Genomic DNA, 13,768 nt, shown 5'->3' on the forward strand with positions numbered 1-13,768 from the left:
TCGTGCCCCCTCCCTCCCGTTCCCCGCCATCCGCGGGGGATGGGCAGGCGGGGGCGGAAGCTATGAAAGGGGCCCTCGTGTCGCTCCGGTTCCGTCCTGTCCGGTCTCATTCGATCCAGAAGGGACGCTCATCGCCCTTGGCGCTCTGCTGGAAGCGGTCGGAGGAAAAGGCGATGCCCGGCTCCTCCTCGGTCTCGTCCTTCACCGGGGGAATGACGTGGAAGGACGCCTTGCCGCTGGCCAGATAGACGGCGTGGCCGATCATTCCGGTGAGGGCGAGAAAAAGAAACGCCTGCGTCTCGATCATGGCCGGTCTCCGTTCGTGCCGTCGTTTATGCTGTGGTGCAACATAGGTGTCTGGTGCACCAAAGGCAAAAATTTTTGTATACCAAGTACAAGAGGCCAGCCATGCGCGAAAGAGGGGGCTGAGGCTCGGCCGTGACGCTTCGCCGCCGCCACTGTTGATAGGCCGCTGTTGATGGCGGAACACGGATGCCGAGGCGGTCATGATCGGGGATCTCTGGTACAAGAACGCGGTCATCTACAACCTGTCGCTGGCGACCTTCATGGATGCCAACGGCGACGGGATCGGCGATTTCCAGGGATTGCAGCGGCGGCTGGACTACCTGCACGGGCTGGGCATCACCTGCCTGTGGCTGGGGCCGTTCCAACCCTCGCCGATGAAGGACGACGGCTACGACGTCGCCGATTATTACAGCGTCGATCCCCGCTACGGCACGCTGGGCGATTTCGTCGAGTTCACCCATGGCTGCAAGCAGCGCGGCATCCGGGTGATCATCGACCTCGTGATAAACCACACCTCCGACCAGCATCCCTGGTTCCAGCAGGCGCGCAAGGATCCCGCCAGCCCCTTTCGCGACTGGTACGTCTGGTCCGACAGGAAGCCGGAGAACGCCGACCAGGGCATGGTCTTCCCCGGTGTCCAGAAGACGACCTGGACCTACGACCGGGAGGCGCGCGCCTGGTATTTCCATCGCTTCTACAAGTTCCAGCCCGACCTGAACACCGCCAACCCGCAGGTGCAGGCCGAACTGCTGAAGATCATGGGCTTCTGGATCCAACTCGGCGTCTCGGGCTTCCGCATGGATGCGGTGCCGTTCATCATCGCCACCAAGGGGGCCGACGTCACCAAGCCGGTCGAGCAGTTCGACATGCTGCGGACCTTCCGCGAGTTCGTGCAATGGCGCCGGGGCGACGCCCTGTTGCTGGCCGAGGCGAACATCCTGCCGGAGGACGATCTGGAGTATTTCGGCCATGACGGCGACCGCTGCCACATGATGTTCAATTTCCAGGTCAACCAGCATCTCTTCTACGCGCTGGCCAGCGGCGACGGGGGGCCGCTGATCGACGCGATGCTGGCGACCAAGCCGCGTCCCCACTCCGGCCAATGGGGCAGCTTCCTGCGCAACCACGACGAGCTCGACCTCGGGCGGCTGACCGAGGCGCAGCGCCAGACCGTGTTCGACGCCTTCGGGCCGGACAAGCACATGCAGCTCTACGATCGCGGCATCCGGCGGCGGCTTGCGCCTATGCTGCACGGCGACCGCCGCCGGCTGGAACTGGCCTACAGCCTGATGTTCACGCTGCCCGGCACGCCGGTGATCCGCTACGGCGACGAGATCGGCATGGGCGACGACCTGTCCCTGCCGGAGCGCAACTGCGCCCGCACGCCGATGCAATGGTCGGACGAGCCGCAGGCCGGCTTCACCAAGTCCGACAGGCCGGTCGTGCCGGTGATCAGCGGCGGCGTCTTCGGCTACGAGCGGGTGAACGCGGCGATGCAGCGGCGCGACCCGGAATCGATGCTGAATTGGACCGAGCGCATTATTCGCATGCGAAAGGAATGCCCGGAAATCGGCTGGGGCGACTTCCGGATCCTGAAGACCGGCCGTCCGGAGGTCCTGGCGCTGCGCTACGACTGGCGCAACAACGGGGTGGTCGTCGTCCACAACCTGTCCGACAAGCCGTGCGAGATCCTGTTGGACGTGGACGGCGAGGGCGAGCGCTCGCGGCTGGTCAACCTCCTGTCGGAGGAGCACAGCCTGCCGGACGACAAGGGCCGTCATCCGATGGTGTTGGAGGCCTACGGCTATCGCTGGTTCCGGGTCGGCGGGCTGGATTACCTGATGAAACGCAGCGAGGGGTAGGGCGCGGCGCGGACGCCCTCAGGCCGAGACCGGCTTCCCTTCGGCGTCGCTCGCCTCGCTGTTCGGGGTTGACGGTTTCGGACGGTGCGCCGAGGCGGACGCGAGCACGCTGCCGATCACGAAGGCGATGGCGGCGCATTCGATCACGGTCGGCAAGCGCTGTTCCCAGAGGAAGCCGTAGAGCAGGGCAAACAGGGTTTCGAACAGGATCATCTGGCCGACCAGGGTGAGCGGCAGCAGGCGGCTCATCCTGTTCCACAAGGCGTTGCCGACGATCGAGGCGAGGATCGCCACGCCCGAGGCCACCGCAACGAAGTGCAGCCACCCGCCGACGTCGTGGCTGTCCCCGCCCATCAGAAGGGGACCGGCCACGAAGGCCGGAATCGCGAGCAGCAGGGCTTGCGCCCCCGTCACCAAGCCGGTCAGCAGGCTCCAGTCATGCGCGGAGACATGGTGGAGCCGGGCGAGCCAGCGGCTGTTGCTCACGGCGTAGGTGGTCCAGGAGATCAACGCGCCGACCGCGCAGAACAGTCCCGTTACCTCGGCGACCCGCAACCCGGTTCCGTCGCCGCCGAGGGACTGCCACCCGATGCACAGGATGCCGGCGGCCCCGAGCAGCAGCGACGGGAGAAGCTTGCGGAACGGGACCGCGTCGTGGTCCCGGCTGCCGATGATGGTGACGGCGACCGGCAGGAAGCCGATCACCAGCGAGGTCATCGCCATTCCGCCCAACTGCACGGCGCTGGCGAGAAGGACGTAATAGAGGATGTTGCCGAGCAGGCTCAGCCAGACCAGCGCCCACCATTCCGCCCGGCCGAGCGTCGCCGACAGCGTCCGCCAGCGCGGGACCACGAGCAGGGCGGCGAAGAGGCCGTAAGCCAGATAGCGCCCCGCGGCAAGTTGCAGCGGCGTGAACTCCCGCGCCAGTTCCGGCGCCAGGAAGACCAGCCCCCAGAGAGCCCCGGCGGCGACGCCGCACCCGATACCAAGCCAAGTCTTGTCCATTTCAACCACACCGCTCAATCACACAGCCCAATCACACAGCCCAATCACACGGCATCGCCCGATTTCGGAGCGAGGATGCCACGGGACGCGGAGGCGGTCTTGTCCCGGACTATCGATTTTTGGGCATGGTCTCGCGGCGCCGGCGCCGGTAGGCCGCGGGGGTCGACCCGGTCGCCCGGCGCATCGCGCGTGTCAGCGCGCTTTGGTCGGCGAATCCGGCGCGGTAGGCGATCTCGGCGATCGGACGGTCGGACAGGGCGAGCCATTCGCAGACCCGCTTCAGGCGAAGCTCGGCGAGCCACGCGCGCGGCGTGGTGTCGAGTTCTGCGCGGAAGAGCGCGTGCAGGCGGCTGACGCTGATGCGGGCGCGCTCGGCCATCATGTCCGTCGTCCAGGGCAGCCCGAGTTCGGGCTCGATCACGGTCAGCAGCGGCGCCAGCCGGGACGGTGGGCGTGCGGGCTCCCGCAAGAGGGAATCGAGCAGCAGAGGCAGCCAGAGACGCAGGTTGTCCGCCGACACAGCGCCTCCGTCGACCAGCAGCCCCATGTAATCGACCAGCTTGCCCGCCGCCGGGGGCAGCGGCACGAAGGGCTGCCGGATCAGCCGGTCGCCAACGTCCGGCTCCAGGAAGGCGGGATCGAGATCGACGATGAGCGAGCGGTTCGGCTTGTCGCTCATCTGCGAATGGGGCGAGCCGGCTTCGACGAAGGCCATCCGGGACGGCCCGAGGAGATCTCCCTTTCCGGCGACCTCCATCTCCAGGGTTCCGCTCAGGGGAAGGACGAGCTGGGCAAAATCGTGACGGTCGGCGCCTTGATCCGCGCCATAGCTGCGAACATCGATGGAGAGGCGCGGCGTCGTGACCATGCCATGCGTATAACCGATATCGAGCCGGCAAGGCACCCGGTATTGCGGTGATGAGCCCTTGGCCGGGCCGGTTTGGGATTGGCCGTGGAAATCAAGATTCTGGCGGATGGGGTGTCTTCCGAAACGAGATCCGCCAGTGTTTTTTGGTGTCCGCAGGTGTCTTCTAACCTGTTGATCTAGAAAACACTCTCTTCCGCCTGCGTCCGTGACTGTCCGTTGCTATCCGCCCGCACCCGATACAGAATGTGGGGCGAGGTGTGGGGTAGAAATGGCAGGGATTCGAAATGACCAAGCGAACCGGGAGGCATCCCGAGAAGGCCCTGACGGCGGTCACGGTGCGCAACGCCAAGCCCGGCCGGCATGCGGATGGCAACGGGCTGTATCTGGAGGTGGACGAGTCCGGTGCCCGGCGCTGGCTCCTCCGCATCATGGTCCAGGGGAAGCGGCGGGACATCGGCTTGGGGTCCACGTCCCTGGTATCGCTGGCCGAGGCGCGGGACACGGCGATAGCCATGCGCAAGGTGGCCCGAGCTGGTGGTGATCCCTTGGCCGAGCGGCAGAAGGCTCTGCGCGTCGTGCCGACCTTCGAAACTGCGGCCCGCACCTGCCACACCGAGCACAAGGACTCGTGGAAGAACGGTAAGCACACCGACCAGTGGCTCACCACGCTGGAAACCTATGCCTTCCCGATGATCGGCACCATGACGGTGGACAGGATCGGCATGCCCGAGGTCCGGGACGTGCTCTTGCCGATCTGGCTGGAGAAGCCCGAAACCGCCCGCCGCGTGCGCCAGCGGATCGGGACGGTGCTGGATTGGGCAGCAACCAAGGCGTTCCGGGAGGGAGAAAACCCGGTGCGCTCCGTCGCCAAGGGCCTGCCCAAGCAAAAGGACACAGACAAGCATTTCGCCGCCTTGCCCTATGACGAGGTGCCCTCCTTCCTGACCCAGCTACGCGAGATCGACCAGACTGGCCCCGTGGTGAAGCTGGCGATGGAGTTTCTGATTCTGACCGCCGTGCGCTCCGGAGAGATGCGCGGCGCTACGTGGCGGGAGTTCGACCTTGGCGCCAAGCTGTGGACCATCCCCGGTGAGCGGATGAAGGGCGGCAAGGTCCATGTGGTGCCGCTGGCGCCGCGCGCCGTCGAGATCCTACAGGAAGCCCGAAAGCTGGCCCGCAAGCCCGACGACGATGACGCCCTGGTGTTCGAGGGCAACAAGCCGGGCAACCCCATGTCGGACATGACACTGACCATGGTGCTGCGGCGGATGGAGATGAAGGCGACCGCCCACGGCTTCCGTTCCACCTTCCGCGACTGGACGGCCGAGACGACGAACACCCCCAGCGACGTGGCCGAGATGGCGCTGGCCCACACCATCAAGAACAAGGTGGAGGCCGCCTATCGGCGCGGCGACCTGCTGGAGAAGCGCCGCGTCCTGATGGAGCTGTGGGCGGACTTCTGCCAAGGGGCAACGGCCGACGTGGTGCCCATCACGGCGGGGAGGAAGGGCCGGGGCTGAGGGGCTTCCAGCGGGTGAGATACCTCTCTCCTCTCCCTTCTCTTTCCTTTCTTTATAAAAAGGAACGTCCCCATCGTCCCCCAATTATTTTGTGGGATTAAAGCCATTGATATGAAAGCAAAAATCATGGGGACGATGAATCGAATTTCATCGTCCCCGCATCGTCCCCATCGTCCCCATTCATCGTCCCCAGCGCCAGCACGGGTCCGCTTCCGTCCGCCGATGTTCGCCAAAAGTTCTTGACGACATACGCGACTGTGCGGATCATGGGGACATCAACGCCCGAAAAGTAAAAAGCCCGCCACGGTGTGAACCGGGCGGGATTTTGCGAATGCGCTTACGTCAGATTCTGCTTTATGCCATAAAGTTTTTAGAAGATTGAAAGGCGTAATTTGATTTTTTCATTCGAAAAGCATCTTTTTATCACCTTTGCAGATCTTCTGAAGGTGGTTTATTGCTTTTTCGGCGCGTCCAAAATCAATTCTGCTTTTCCAATTTGCTCTGGATGTGCTGTCTTCGTAGCTAGTTTCGTCCTCTCCACGCTCCTTTTGCTTGCTTTTATCCTTCCAAACAAGGATATATCTCTTCTTTATGCATTTTGCACCATTATTACAAAAGAATTTCAAGGACTCACTCCCGGGAAGAGAAAGTTGTGCATAGATATCCAGTTCGTTAAGGGGGAAATAAATAGAATAAACAGATTTGTCATTATCCACTTCATTCGAGTTTGACATTTGATGTTTTTCTATCATTGTGCAGTTATCAAAATATAGTTTCGATTCTTGATTGAATGGAAACCACATATTAGAAATAAAATTTTCAGTCTCTTCTTTGCTTGGGCTATTCTGGGCTATTGATTGGCTTGAGATTAAGAGTGTCATAACAAAAATAAATGATTCAGGTTTCATTTGTTCATCCTTTTGCGTTGTTTATTTGGATTATAAAATCCACTGCCTTCCTTACGCAGCCGAACCCCAGCCCCGCCGCCGTTCTCCGGGATGAACTCGACGCCGGCCGCTTCCAGGGCTTCCTGGATCGCTGCGAGGGTGCGTGGCTGAAGCTCTTCGCCACGCTCCAGCCGGGACACGGTGTCAACCGACACACCCGCTTCCTTTGCAAGGTCACGCACTCCCCATCCCACGGCAGCCCGAGCCATTTTGCTCTGCACGGCGGCAATCGTCATGACGTTGTACCGATTTCCTGTTGATGTGCCGATAGGATAATGATATCGGTACATTATACCGAAAACAGTACGGCAAGCAACGTCAGAGGCATTCCATGCGAGCATTTCTCGCCACGCCCAAGCCTTGCCCGCCGCCGGTCCCGCTGGCGCGCTGGCCCCGTCCCATGATCGAAGCCGCCATAGACGCCCTGCTTGCCGAGCTGGATGCCCGCGACGGCGACCCGGACCTTGAGCCCAAAGAGGACCGGGGCGAACTCGACCACCTGCCCGACGATCCGCGCCACCGTGGCGCAAACCCCTTCGCTCTGGAGATCCACTATGGATGAGGTCCGCTCCCCACTCTTCCGGGCAGTCTTCGATATGGAGTCGCCCCTGATGTCCGCCGAGGCCGCCGCCGTCGCGCTCAACATGATCACCAGTGAGCTGGGAGGCGACAATGAGGGCGTCGCCATCGTCTACCTCGCGGACATGATCCGCACCCACCTGAACGACCTCCGGGAGCACTTCAACCGTGCCTCCCGCCTTGCGTTCAAGGGCGACCAGCCCGCCGCCTGATCCCCATGGCACCCGCCCCACCGTAGGGCACCCTCTCTCTCCTTGGAGCCTTCCCCATGACGAACCCGACCAACATGCCCGAGGGCGTGAACACCCCCGCTTTATTCGCCGCTCCGATCCTGACCGGATCGACGCGCCTTCCGTCCGTCGAGATCATGACCTTTGCCGACGCTGACGCCGAAGTGGTGGCCTTGCTCGCGTCCGCCAACAGCAAGCGGGGCAAGGGCGAAGAGGCCGAACGGGAAGCCGACTTCAACGTCGTCGTGGCGTGCGAACTGCGGGACGCCATCCTGTCCACGCCGCCCCGTACGCTGGCCGATGCGCTGGCGATGCTGAACCGGCTGGCCTGCGAGGAAAGCGGCGTGCCCGCCGGCATGATCCCCAGACAGGAAACGGCCGTCGTGCTGCTGCGCGACTTCATGGCGGCGCTGGCGGCGGGCAAGGGTGTCGCTTCAACCGACACCCTTTGCGCTGGCGAACCGGCAAAGGGTGTGAGCAATGCGCACACCCTTCCGACCGCACCCGGCCCCCACACTGTCGCCACCGATGCCTTTCGCACTGGCTATGACCAGCTCGACAAGAGCTATGTCGGGCGCCCCTACGATGCCCGGTACAGCGAGCGCTACCGTGAGCTGCTGCTTCAACTCGACACCGCGCTGGCCGCCGCCGGCCCGGTCACGTCCGCCGCCGATGCCGCCGCGCTGGTCCGCTTTGAGGATGAGTGCTTCATGGCGGAGCATGAAGGATCGGAGCCGACCGGGCTGTCTGCTATCCGCGTCAGCATGATGAAGGGGGTTGCCGGCTTCCTGGCGACGCTGGCGCCTGTGTCGTCTACCGGCCTTCCCAAGGCCGCCCCCGCCATGCCCACCGATCCCGAAGCCATCGGCCCGAACGCCGTCGCCGTGGCCGCCTTCTGGGAAAGCTATATGGGCATGGATGGACTGGTGATGGATTGAATGGAGCATGGCGACGACGACCGCCTGGAGGCTGGCTTCGCCGAGCTGGCCGAAGAGTTCCGGGCCGCCGTCGCCACGGCCGGGCCGCCGGTTTCCGTCATGGATGCGTTGGCGCTGGCGAGCCTGCAACACGAGCTGCTGAGCGATGCTGTCGGCTTGAAGCCGCCAGCGGTGTTCGGCGGGCGGGGCGTGGTGCTCAAGGCGATTGCCGGCCAGTTGGCGCAACTGGTGCCGCTGGGGTGAAAGCCATTCCCTGTTCGGGCAAAGCGTCAGCAGCATGAGGTGCTAACCGCCCATCGTTTGAATGTCAGATGACATTGATGATTGACGCCGCTCTGAATGTCATGCGACATTGAGAGTGACGGGATGTTCCCCGTGTGCCTGCGTTTGGGTTGAGGGAATGGATTTTCACAAGGCATACGAAGCGTCGGATGCGAACCCACACCTTCCGCTGTTCCCGCAGCGGGAGGTGCTTGCCGTTCTGACGATCGCTCGGGCTGCCCTCTCCCCTACCAATCTCCAGAACTGGACCAACCGGGGGCTGGTCAAACTCACTGAGAACAACCCAGGCCGCGCTGGGCGGCGGCTTTACTCTCTTGCCGACTTGGTAAAACTCCACCTGATGGTGAAGCTGACAAGCCTCACCATAAGCGCTTCTTCTGCCGCGAGTATTTCATCGCAACTGGCGGATTACGTGGATGAGGTTCTTAAGATTGATGCGGACATACGCGAACAACTTAGAACCGGGAACGAAAAGGCCGCTCTGGCAAAAAATGCCAGCGTCATTATCTGGGAGGAAAACGGGGAACTGAAGTCAAAGCTTGAGCGAGACAGATACGAGTTCATTAAATCTCTCTTTGGTTCGATGCTCATTGAGACAATAACGAAGGGCATTTCAGAGAAAGATCCCAAGATTGGCGCTCTGATATCCGACAATTTACCTGTTCCAAGAGAGCCAAACCCGAGCATTCGCATATCAGTCACTGAATCTGTCCACGACGTTAAACGAGCAATTCTTGAGATCGTAATTGCTCAAGCAGACGCAGTGATCAAGCAAAGCAACGCCTCATAGACTATCTCTAAACGGAGCTGACATGACCGACCTTGGAAAGCGGGCTGTGCCCGCCACGCCCAAACCTTGCCTTTCGCAGACCGTGCAGAAGGCGGGCTTCTCCGTCACGGAGTTCTGTTTCGGGGCCGGCATCGGCCGGTCCAAGGCGTACGACCTGATGAAAGAGAAGCGCATCAGCTTCGTCAGGGTCGGGCGCCGCCGGGTCATCACCACGTCTCCCGCCGACTTCCTGGCGGGACTGGCCGGCAACGCCGGGAACTGACGATGCGCGCCCGTCTCGACTTCGACCGGATCAACGATACCGCGCGGGCCGTGCTGCCGGCGCTGGTGGCGCGCTGGCTCCCGGACGGGCACCGGGAGGGCGGGGAGTGGGTGGCGCTCAACCCGCGCCGCGCGGACCACAAGCCCGGCTCCTTCAAGGTGAACCTGACCACCGGCAAGTGGAGCGACTTCGCCACCGGAGACCGGGGCGGGGACGTGGTGTCGCTGGCCGCCTTCCTGGCCGGCTCCACCCAAGTCGAAGCGGCCCGGAACCTTGCCGACATGCTGGGGATGAAATGACGCCTGACGACCACGCCGGCATGTTCGCGCCCCTGACGCCCGAGGAAGCCAAGGCCAGCCAGCCGGCTGGAAAACCGAAGGCTGCGGCCAAGGCGCCGCTTCTGCCGGTTCCCGAGGATGCCCCGCCGGCCATGGGCTTCCGGCACCCAAAGCACGGCGCCCCGACGACGCTCTGGCCCTACCGCGACGCCGCCGGCCGGCTGCTGTGCCATGTGGCGCGGTTTGACTTCACCAGCGATGACGGCACGCCCGGCAAGGACGTGCTGCCGCTGACCTTCTGCGATCTGGGCAACGGCAAGCGGGCATGGCGTTCCAAGGGCATCCCCGATCCGCGCCCGCTCTACAAGCTGCCCGAACTGGCTGACCGGCCCGACGCCCTGGTGATCGTCACCGAGGGCGAGAAGACCGCCGATGCCGCCGCCGGGCTGTTCCCCGAGCGCGCCACCACCACGCCGATGCACGGCGCCAAGTCACCCCACAAGACGGACTGGTCGCCGCTGGCGGGCCGCCGGGTGGTGATCTGGCCCGACCATGACGAACCGGGCGCCTCCTTCGCCCAATCCGTCGCCGAGCTGGCGACCAAAGCCGGGGCCGCCAGCGTCGCCATGGTGCATGTGCCCGCCAACTGGCCGCCCGCCTGGGACCTTGCCGACGAACCGCCGGCCGGAGTGACGGTGGAGGCGTTGCGCGGCATGATCGAGGCGGCCCGCCCCTGGGAACCGCCCGCGCCGGCCAGCAAGCCCGGCAAGAAGGCCGCCCCGGATTCGGACGATGACGATCTTCCCCAGCGTGACCGGCTGATCCTGTGCGCGACGCGGGGCGAGCTGTGGCGCGACGCGGACCACACCGCCCATGCCACGGTGGGGGTGGACGGGCATCTGGAGAGCTTCGCCGTCCGCTCCACCGCCTATCGCCGTCATCTGCTGAAGATCTACGGCGCCCGCTATCAACAGGTGATCGCCGAGGGCGACACGCGAATCACCATCCCCGGTTCCCCATCCTCGCAAGCCCTGGCCGATGCGATGAACAGCATCGATGCCATCGCCTGCAACGGCCCGGAGAAGGTTCCCGCCGTCCGGGTGGGCGAGCATGAGGGGCGGGTGGTGATCGACCTGGGGACGGCCGACTGGTCCGCCGTGGTGATCGGGCCGGACGGCTGGGAGGTGGTCGCGCATCCCCCCGTTCCCTTCATCCGACCCGCCGGGCTGCGACCGCTGCCCGTGCCGGTGAAGGGGGGCCGCATCGCCGATCTGCGCCCCTTCCTGAACATCGGGAGCGATGAGGATTTCCGACTCGCCGTCGCCTGGATCGTGGCGTGCCTGAAGCCCAACGGCCCGTTCCCCGTCATGGTGGTGAACGGCGAACAGGGTGCGGCAAAGTCCACCTTCTGCCGCGTGCTGCGCCGGCTGATCGACCCGAACGCAGCCGACCTGCGATCCCCGCCGAAGGACGAGCGGGACGCGCTGTTGGCCGCGCGCAACGGCTGGGTGCTGGGCTACGACAACCTGTCCTTCATCGACGGCGATCAATCGGATTGGTTCTGCCGCATCGCCACCGGGGGCGGCTTCGCCACGCGGGCGCTCTACACGAACAACGAGGAAGTGCTTATCGACGTGTGCCGCCCGGTGCTGCTGAACGGCATTCCGGCCCTGGCGTCCCGTCCCGATCTGGCAGACCGCGCCGTTGCCCTGACCCTCCCGGCGATGACGGCGGAAGCCCGCCAGCCGGAGGGCGCGTTCTGGACGGCGTTCGACGCCGCCGCGCCGCGCATCCTGGGTGCCCTGTTCGACGGCGTGTCCATGGCATTGCGCAACCGCGCCACGGTGACGCTCGCGCGTCTGCCGCGCATGGCCGACTTCGCCCTGTGGGCCGCCGCTGCCTTCCCGGCCTTCGGGTGGAAGCCCGACCAGTTCGTTGACGCCTACGAGACCAACCGCGCTCAAGGGGTGGCGGAAGCCGTGGAGGCCGATCCGGTGGCGTCCGCCGTGCTGGAGATCATGGCCGACCGTGACGCCTGGATCGGGACGGCAACGGCGCTGCTGTCGGATATCAACCTCAAGGTGACGCCCGAGGTGTCGCGGGACAAGACGTGGCCGAAGGACGGTATTCGCCTGTCCAACCGGCTCCGTCGCGTCGCGCCGGCCCTGCGGGCTCTGGGCATCGAGGTTGTTACCGGCTTGCATGAAGGGCGAGGCGCAGAGCGACGCCGGGTGATCCACGTCCGCCAGATCAAGGCGGACCCGGTGCCCGATCCGGAATGGGAAGAGACGGTATGAGCGCGCTGGCCGTTCTGCGCACCGTGCACGCCGAGGGAGGCACGGTCTCCCTCGATGGCGGCAACCTCCGTCTGCGGGCACCCGCGCCGCTGCCGCCGGCCATCGTCTCCACCGTCCGTGCCGAGAAGCCCGGTTTGGTTCACCTGCTGACCGGCTGCCCCGATCTTCCCGACCGCCTGGACGAGTTCGAGGAACGGGCCGCCATCCTCCAATTCGACGCGCACCTGTCCCGCTCCGAAGCCGAACGGCGGGCCTGGGCCGATGTGTTCGGCACCGCACCACCCGAAGGACTGCACCGATGATCGACGCCACGACGCTTCCCCCCGCCAAGCCGGCCCGCCCGCTCCCGATGCCCCGTCGCACGCTCATCGAGCGGATGCTGGCGCCCGTGGTCTTCGACAGCCGGCCGCTGCGGCGCTCCCGGATCGACGCGGCGTTGCGGACCATCGGAGAAGGCCCGGCCCGCGACAGCGAACTGGACGGCGCCCTGGCGGGCTTGCAGGCCCGTCGCAGGGCTGGGGGTGGATCGGGTCGGATGGGTCCTTCCCGGCCGGACAAGGGCAGTCGGGGCTGACGGCCGCATCCCATCCCTAGCGTGTCATCGGTGTTAAGGCTTAACGGGCACAACCGTAAGCCGCACCTTTCTTAACGTTCCCGAGGTGCCCCATGCCTGGACCCGTCATCGAAACGAAAGCCGCCTTCGCCCGCCGCGTCGGGCTGAGCCGGCCCCGCATCACCCAGCTTGCCGCCAAGGGCCTGCCCGTCACCCCGGACGGCAAGGTGGACGTGGGCGCGGCGCTGGAGTGGATGAGCCGCGAACTCGACCCCACCCAGCGCGTCGCCCAATCCAAGGCCAAGGCCCGGCCCGCCCTGGTCCCCCCGGTGCCCGCCCCGGTGGAGGGGGATGGCGACGGGGAGGACGATGGCGACCTGATCGCCGCCCGCACCGAGCACGAGTGGCTGAAGGTGGAGCGCGCCCGGCTGGCGCTGGAGCGCGACAAGGGCGACGTGGCGCCCTGGGCGGACATCGACCGCGTGCTGTTCGAGCATGGGCGGCGCCATCGGGATGCCTGGTTGGCGTGGTCCCAGCGCGTCGTGCCCGACATGGCGGCGGAACTGAAGGTGGACGGCGGCACGCTGACGGCGGTGCTGCGCAAGTTCGTGACCGCCCATCTGCAAAAGCTGTCGGAGGCCGCCGATGCTGGCCGCTGAGATCGAAGCCCGCGCGCTGGCGACCATCGCCGCCGGGCTGGCCCCGCCTCCCGACCTGTCGCCGTCCGCGTGGACCGAGGCACGCCGCAAGCTGGACGCCAGCGCCGCGTTGCCGGGGGATTTCTCCTTCGACGCCACGCCCTACTTCCGCCAGCCGCTGGACGACCTGTCCACCACCAGCGGCATCAAGACGGTCGTCGTCTGCGCTGGCGCCCAGCTCGGCAAGACGGAGCTGTTGCTGTCGGCGGTCTGCTACTGGATCGCCAACGACCCGAAGCCGATCATGTGCGTCTGGCCCACGGTCGACGTGGCGAAGCGCGTCATCATGTCTCGCCTCGATCCGGCCTTGGCGGTGGTGCCCGAGGTGAAGGCCCGGCTGATCCCGGAGCGGA

Annotated in this window: 19 protein-coding genes; 14 read left to right on the forward strand and 5 right to left on the reverse strand. The window is 65.0% G+C overall.

Going from position 1 to position 13,768, the window contains the following annotated elements:
* Positions 1-106 precede the first annotated feature (106 nt).
* A complete protein-coding gene (locus J2847_RS02290) occupies positions 107-307 on the reverse strand; it encodes a hypothetical protein (protein ID WP_209776666.1) in 201 nt (66 codons plus the stop codon).
* A 199-nt stretch (positions 308-506) separates the two neighbouring features.
* On the opposite strand from J2847_RS02290, the gene J2847_RS02295 reads away from it, so the two are divergent.
* Positions 507-2,168: an alpha-amylase family protein gene (locus J2847_RS02295; protein ID WP_209776667.1), complete on the forward strand. Its 1,662-nt coding sequence runs from the start codon at positions 507-509 to the stop codon at positions 2,166-2,168.
* A gap of 18 nt (positions 2,169-2,186) precedes the next feature.
* Here the strand turns inward: J2847_RS02295 and J2847_RS02300 are convergent, their stop codons facing one another.
* Positions 2,187-3,173, reverse strand: a complete 987-nt coding sequence (locus J2847_RS02300; protein ID WP_209776669.1) for a DMT family transporter — start codon at positions 3,171-3,173, stop codon at positions 2,187-2,189.
* Positions 3,174-3,282: 109 nt separating this feature from the next.
* Complete coding sequence (locus J2847_RS02305) at positions 3,283-3,888, reverse strand: helix-turn-helix transcriptional regulator (protein WP_233474222.1); 606 nt, start codon at positions 3,886-3,888, stop codon at positions 3,283-3,285.
* Between the two features lie 437 nt (positions 3,889-4,325).
* On the opposite strand from J2847_RS02305, the gene J2847_RS02310 reads away from it, so the two are divergent.
* Entirely contained in the window at positions 4,326-5,561 is a 1,236-nt protein-coding gene (locus J2847_RS02310) for a tyrosine-type recombinase/integrase (protein ID WP_209776672.1), read from the forward strand.
* A 401-nt stretch (positions 5,562-5,962) separates the two neighbouring features.
* Here J2847_RS02310 and J2847_RS02315 read toward each other — a convergent pair whose 3' ends face one another.
* Together J2847_RS02315 and J2847_RS02320 are read right to left on the reverse strand one after the other, a co-directional pair.
* Positions 5,963-6,469 carry a hypothetical protein gene (locus J2847_RS02315; protein WP_209776673.1) on the reverse strand — a complete coding sequence of 169 codons (507 nt, stop codon included), beginning with the start codon at positions 6,467-6,469 and terminating at the stop codon, positions 5,963-5,965.
* Complete coding sequence (locus J2847_RS02320; protein WP_233474223.1) at positions 6,466-6,744, reverse strand: helix-turn-helix domain-containing protein; 279 nt, start codon at positions 6,742-6,744, stop codon at positions 6,466-6,468. The genes J2847_RS02315 and J2847_RS02320 overlap by 4 nt, the downstream gene beginning before the upstream one ends.
* 164 nt (positions 6,745-6,908) lie before the next feature.
* Here J2847_RS02320 and J2847_RS02325 point away from each other — a divergent pair, with 164 nt between their 5' ends.
* The 12 genes from J2847_RS02325 to J2847_RS02380 form a co-directional block, all read left to right on the forward strand.
* Positions 6,909-7,070 (forward strand): hypothetical protein, encoded by a 162-nt coding sequence (locus J2847_RS02325; RefSeq protein WP_209776674.1) that lies wholly within the window; start codon positions 6,909-6,911, stop codon positions 7,068-7,070.
* Between the two features lie 49 nt (positions 7,071-7,119).
* Positions 7,120-7,299 (forward strand): hypothetical protein, encoded by a 180-nt coding sequence (locus J2847_RS02330; protein ID WP_209776676.1) that lies wholly within the window; start codon positions 7,120-7,122, stop codon positions 7,297-7,299.
* Positions 7,300-7,355: 56 nt separating this feature from the next.
* Positions 7,356-8,255: a hypothetical protein gene (locus tag J2847_RS02335; protein WP_209776677.1), complete on the forward strand. Its 900-nt coding sequence runs from the start codon at positions 7,356-7,358 to the stop codon at positions 8,253-8,255.
* Complete coding sequence (locus tag J2847_RS02340; protein WP_209776679.1) at positions 8,256-8,498, forward strand: hypothetical protein; 243 nt, start codon at positions 8,256-8,258, stop codon at positions 8,496-8,498.
* A 157-nt stretch (positions 8,499-8,655) separates the two neighbouring features.
* Positions 8,656-9,327: a MerR family transcriptional regulator gene (locus J2847_RS02345; RefSeq protein WP_209776680.1), complete on the forward strand. Its 672-nt coding sequence runs from the start codon at positions 8,656-8,658 to the stop codon at positions 9,325-9,327.
* 22 nt (positions 9,328-9,349) lie between these two features.
* On the forward strand, positions 9,350-9,589 hold the full coding sequence (locus J2847_RS02350) for a MerR family transcriptional regulator (protein WP_209776681.1): 240 nt from the start codon (positions 9,350-9,352) through the stop codon (positions 9,587-9,589).
* A gap of 2 nt (positions 9,590-9,591) precedes the next feature.
* On the forward strand, positions 9,592-9,888 hold the full coding sequence (locus tag J2847_RS02355; RefSeq protein WP_209776683.1) for a hypothetical protein: 297 nt from the start codon (positions 9,592-9,594) through the stop codon (positions 9,886-9,888).
* A complete protein-coding gene (locus J2847_RS02360) occupies positions 9,885-12,164 on the forward strand; it encodes a hypothetical protein (RefSeq protein ID WP_209776684.1) in 2,280 nt (759 codons plus the stop codon). The genes J2847_RS02355 and J2847_RS02360 overlap by 4 nt, the downstream gene beginning before the upstream one ends.
* Entirely contained in the window at positions 12,161-12,466 is a 306-nt protein-coding gene (locus tag J2847_RS02365; RefSeq protein WP_209776685.1) for a hypothetical protein, read from the forward strand. The genes J2847_RS02360 and J2847_RS02365 overlap by 4 nt, the downstream gene beginning before the upstream one ends.
* Positions 12,463-12,738 (forward strand): hypothetical protein, encoded by a 276-nt coding sequence (locus J2847_RS02370; RefSeq protein WP_209776686.1) that lies wholly within the window; start codon positions 12,463-12,465, stop codon positions 12,736-12,738. The genes J2847_RS02365 and J2847_RS02370 overlap by 4 nt, the downstream gene beginning before the upstream one ends.
* A 92-nt stretch (positions 12,739-12,830) precedes the next feature.
* Positions 12,831-13,376, forward strand: a complete 546-nt coding sequence (locus J2847_RS02375) for a hypothetical protein (protein WP_209776687.1) — start codon at positions 12,831-12,833, stop codon at positions 13,374-13,376.
* On the forward strand, positions 13,363-13,768 hold a 406-nt coding region (locus J2847_RS02380), incomplete at its 3' end, for a phage terminase large subunit family protein (RefSeq protein ID WP_209776688.1). The genes J2847_RS02375 and J2847_RS02380, both read left to right, overlap by 14 nt.

It is taken from the genome of Azospirillum agricola, assembly GCF_017876095.1.
In the GTDB taxonomy this organism is placed as follows: Bacteria; Pseudomonadota; Alphaproteobacteria; order Azospirillales; family Azospirillaceae; genus Azospirillum; species Azospirillum agricola.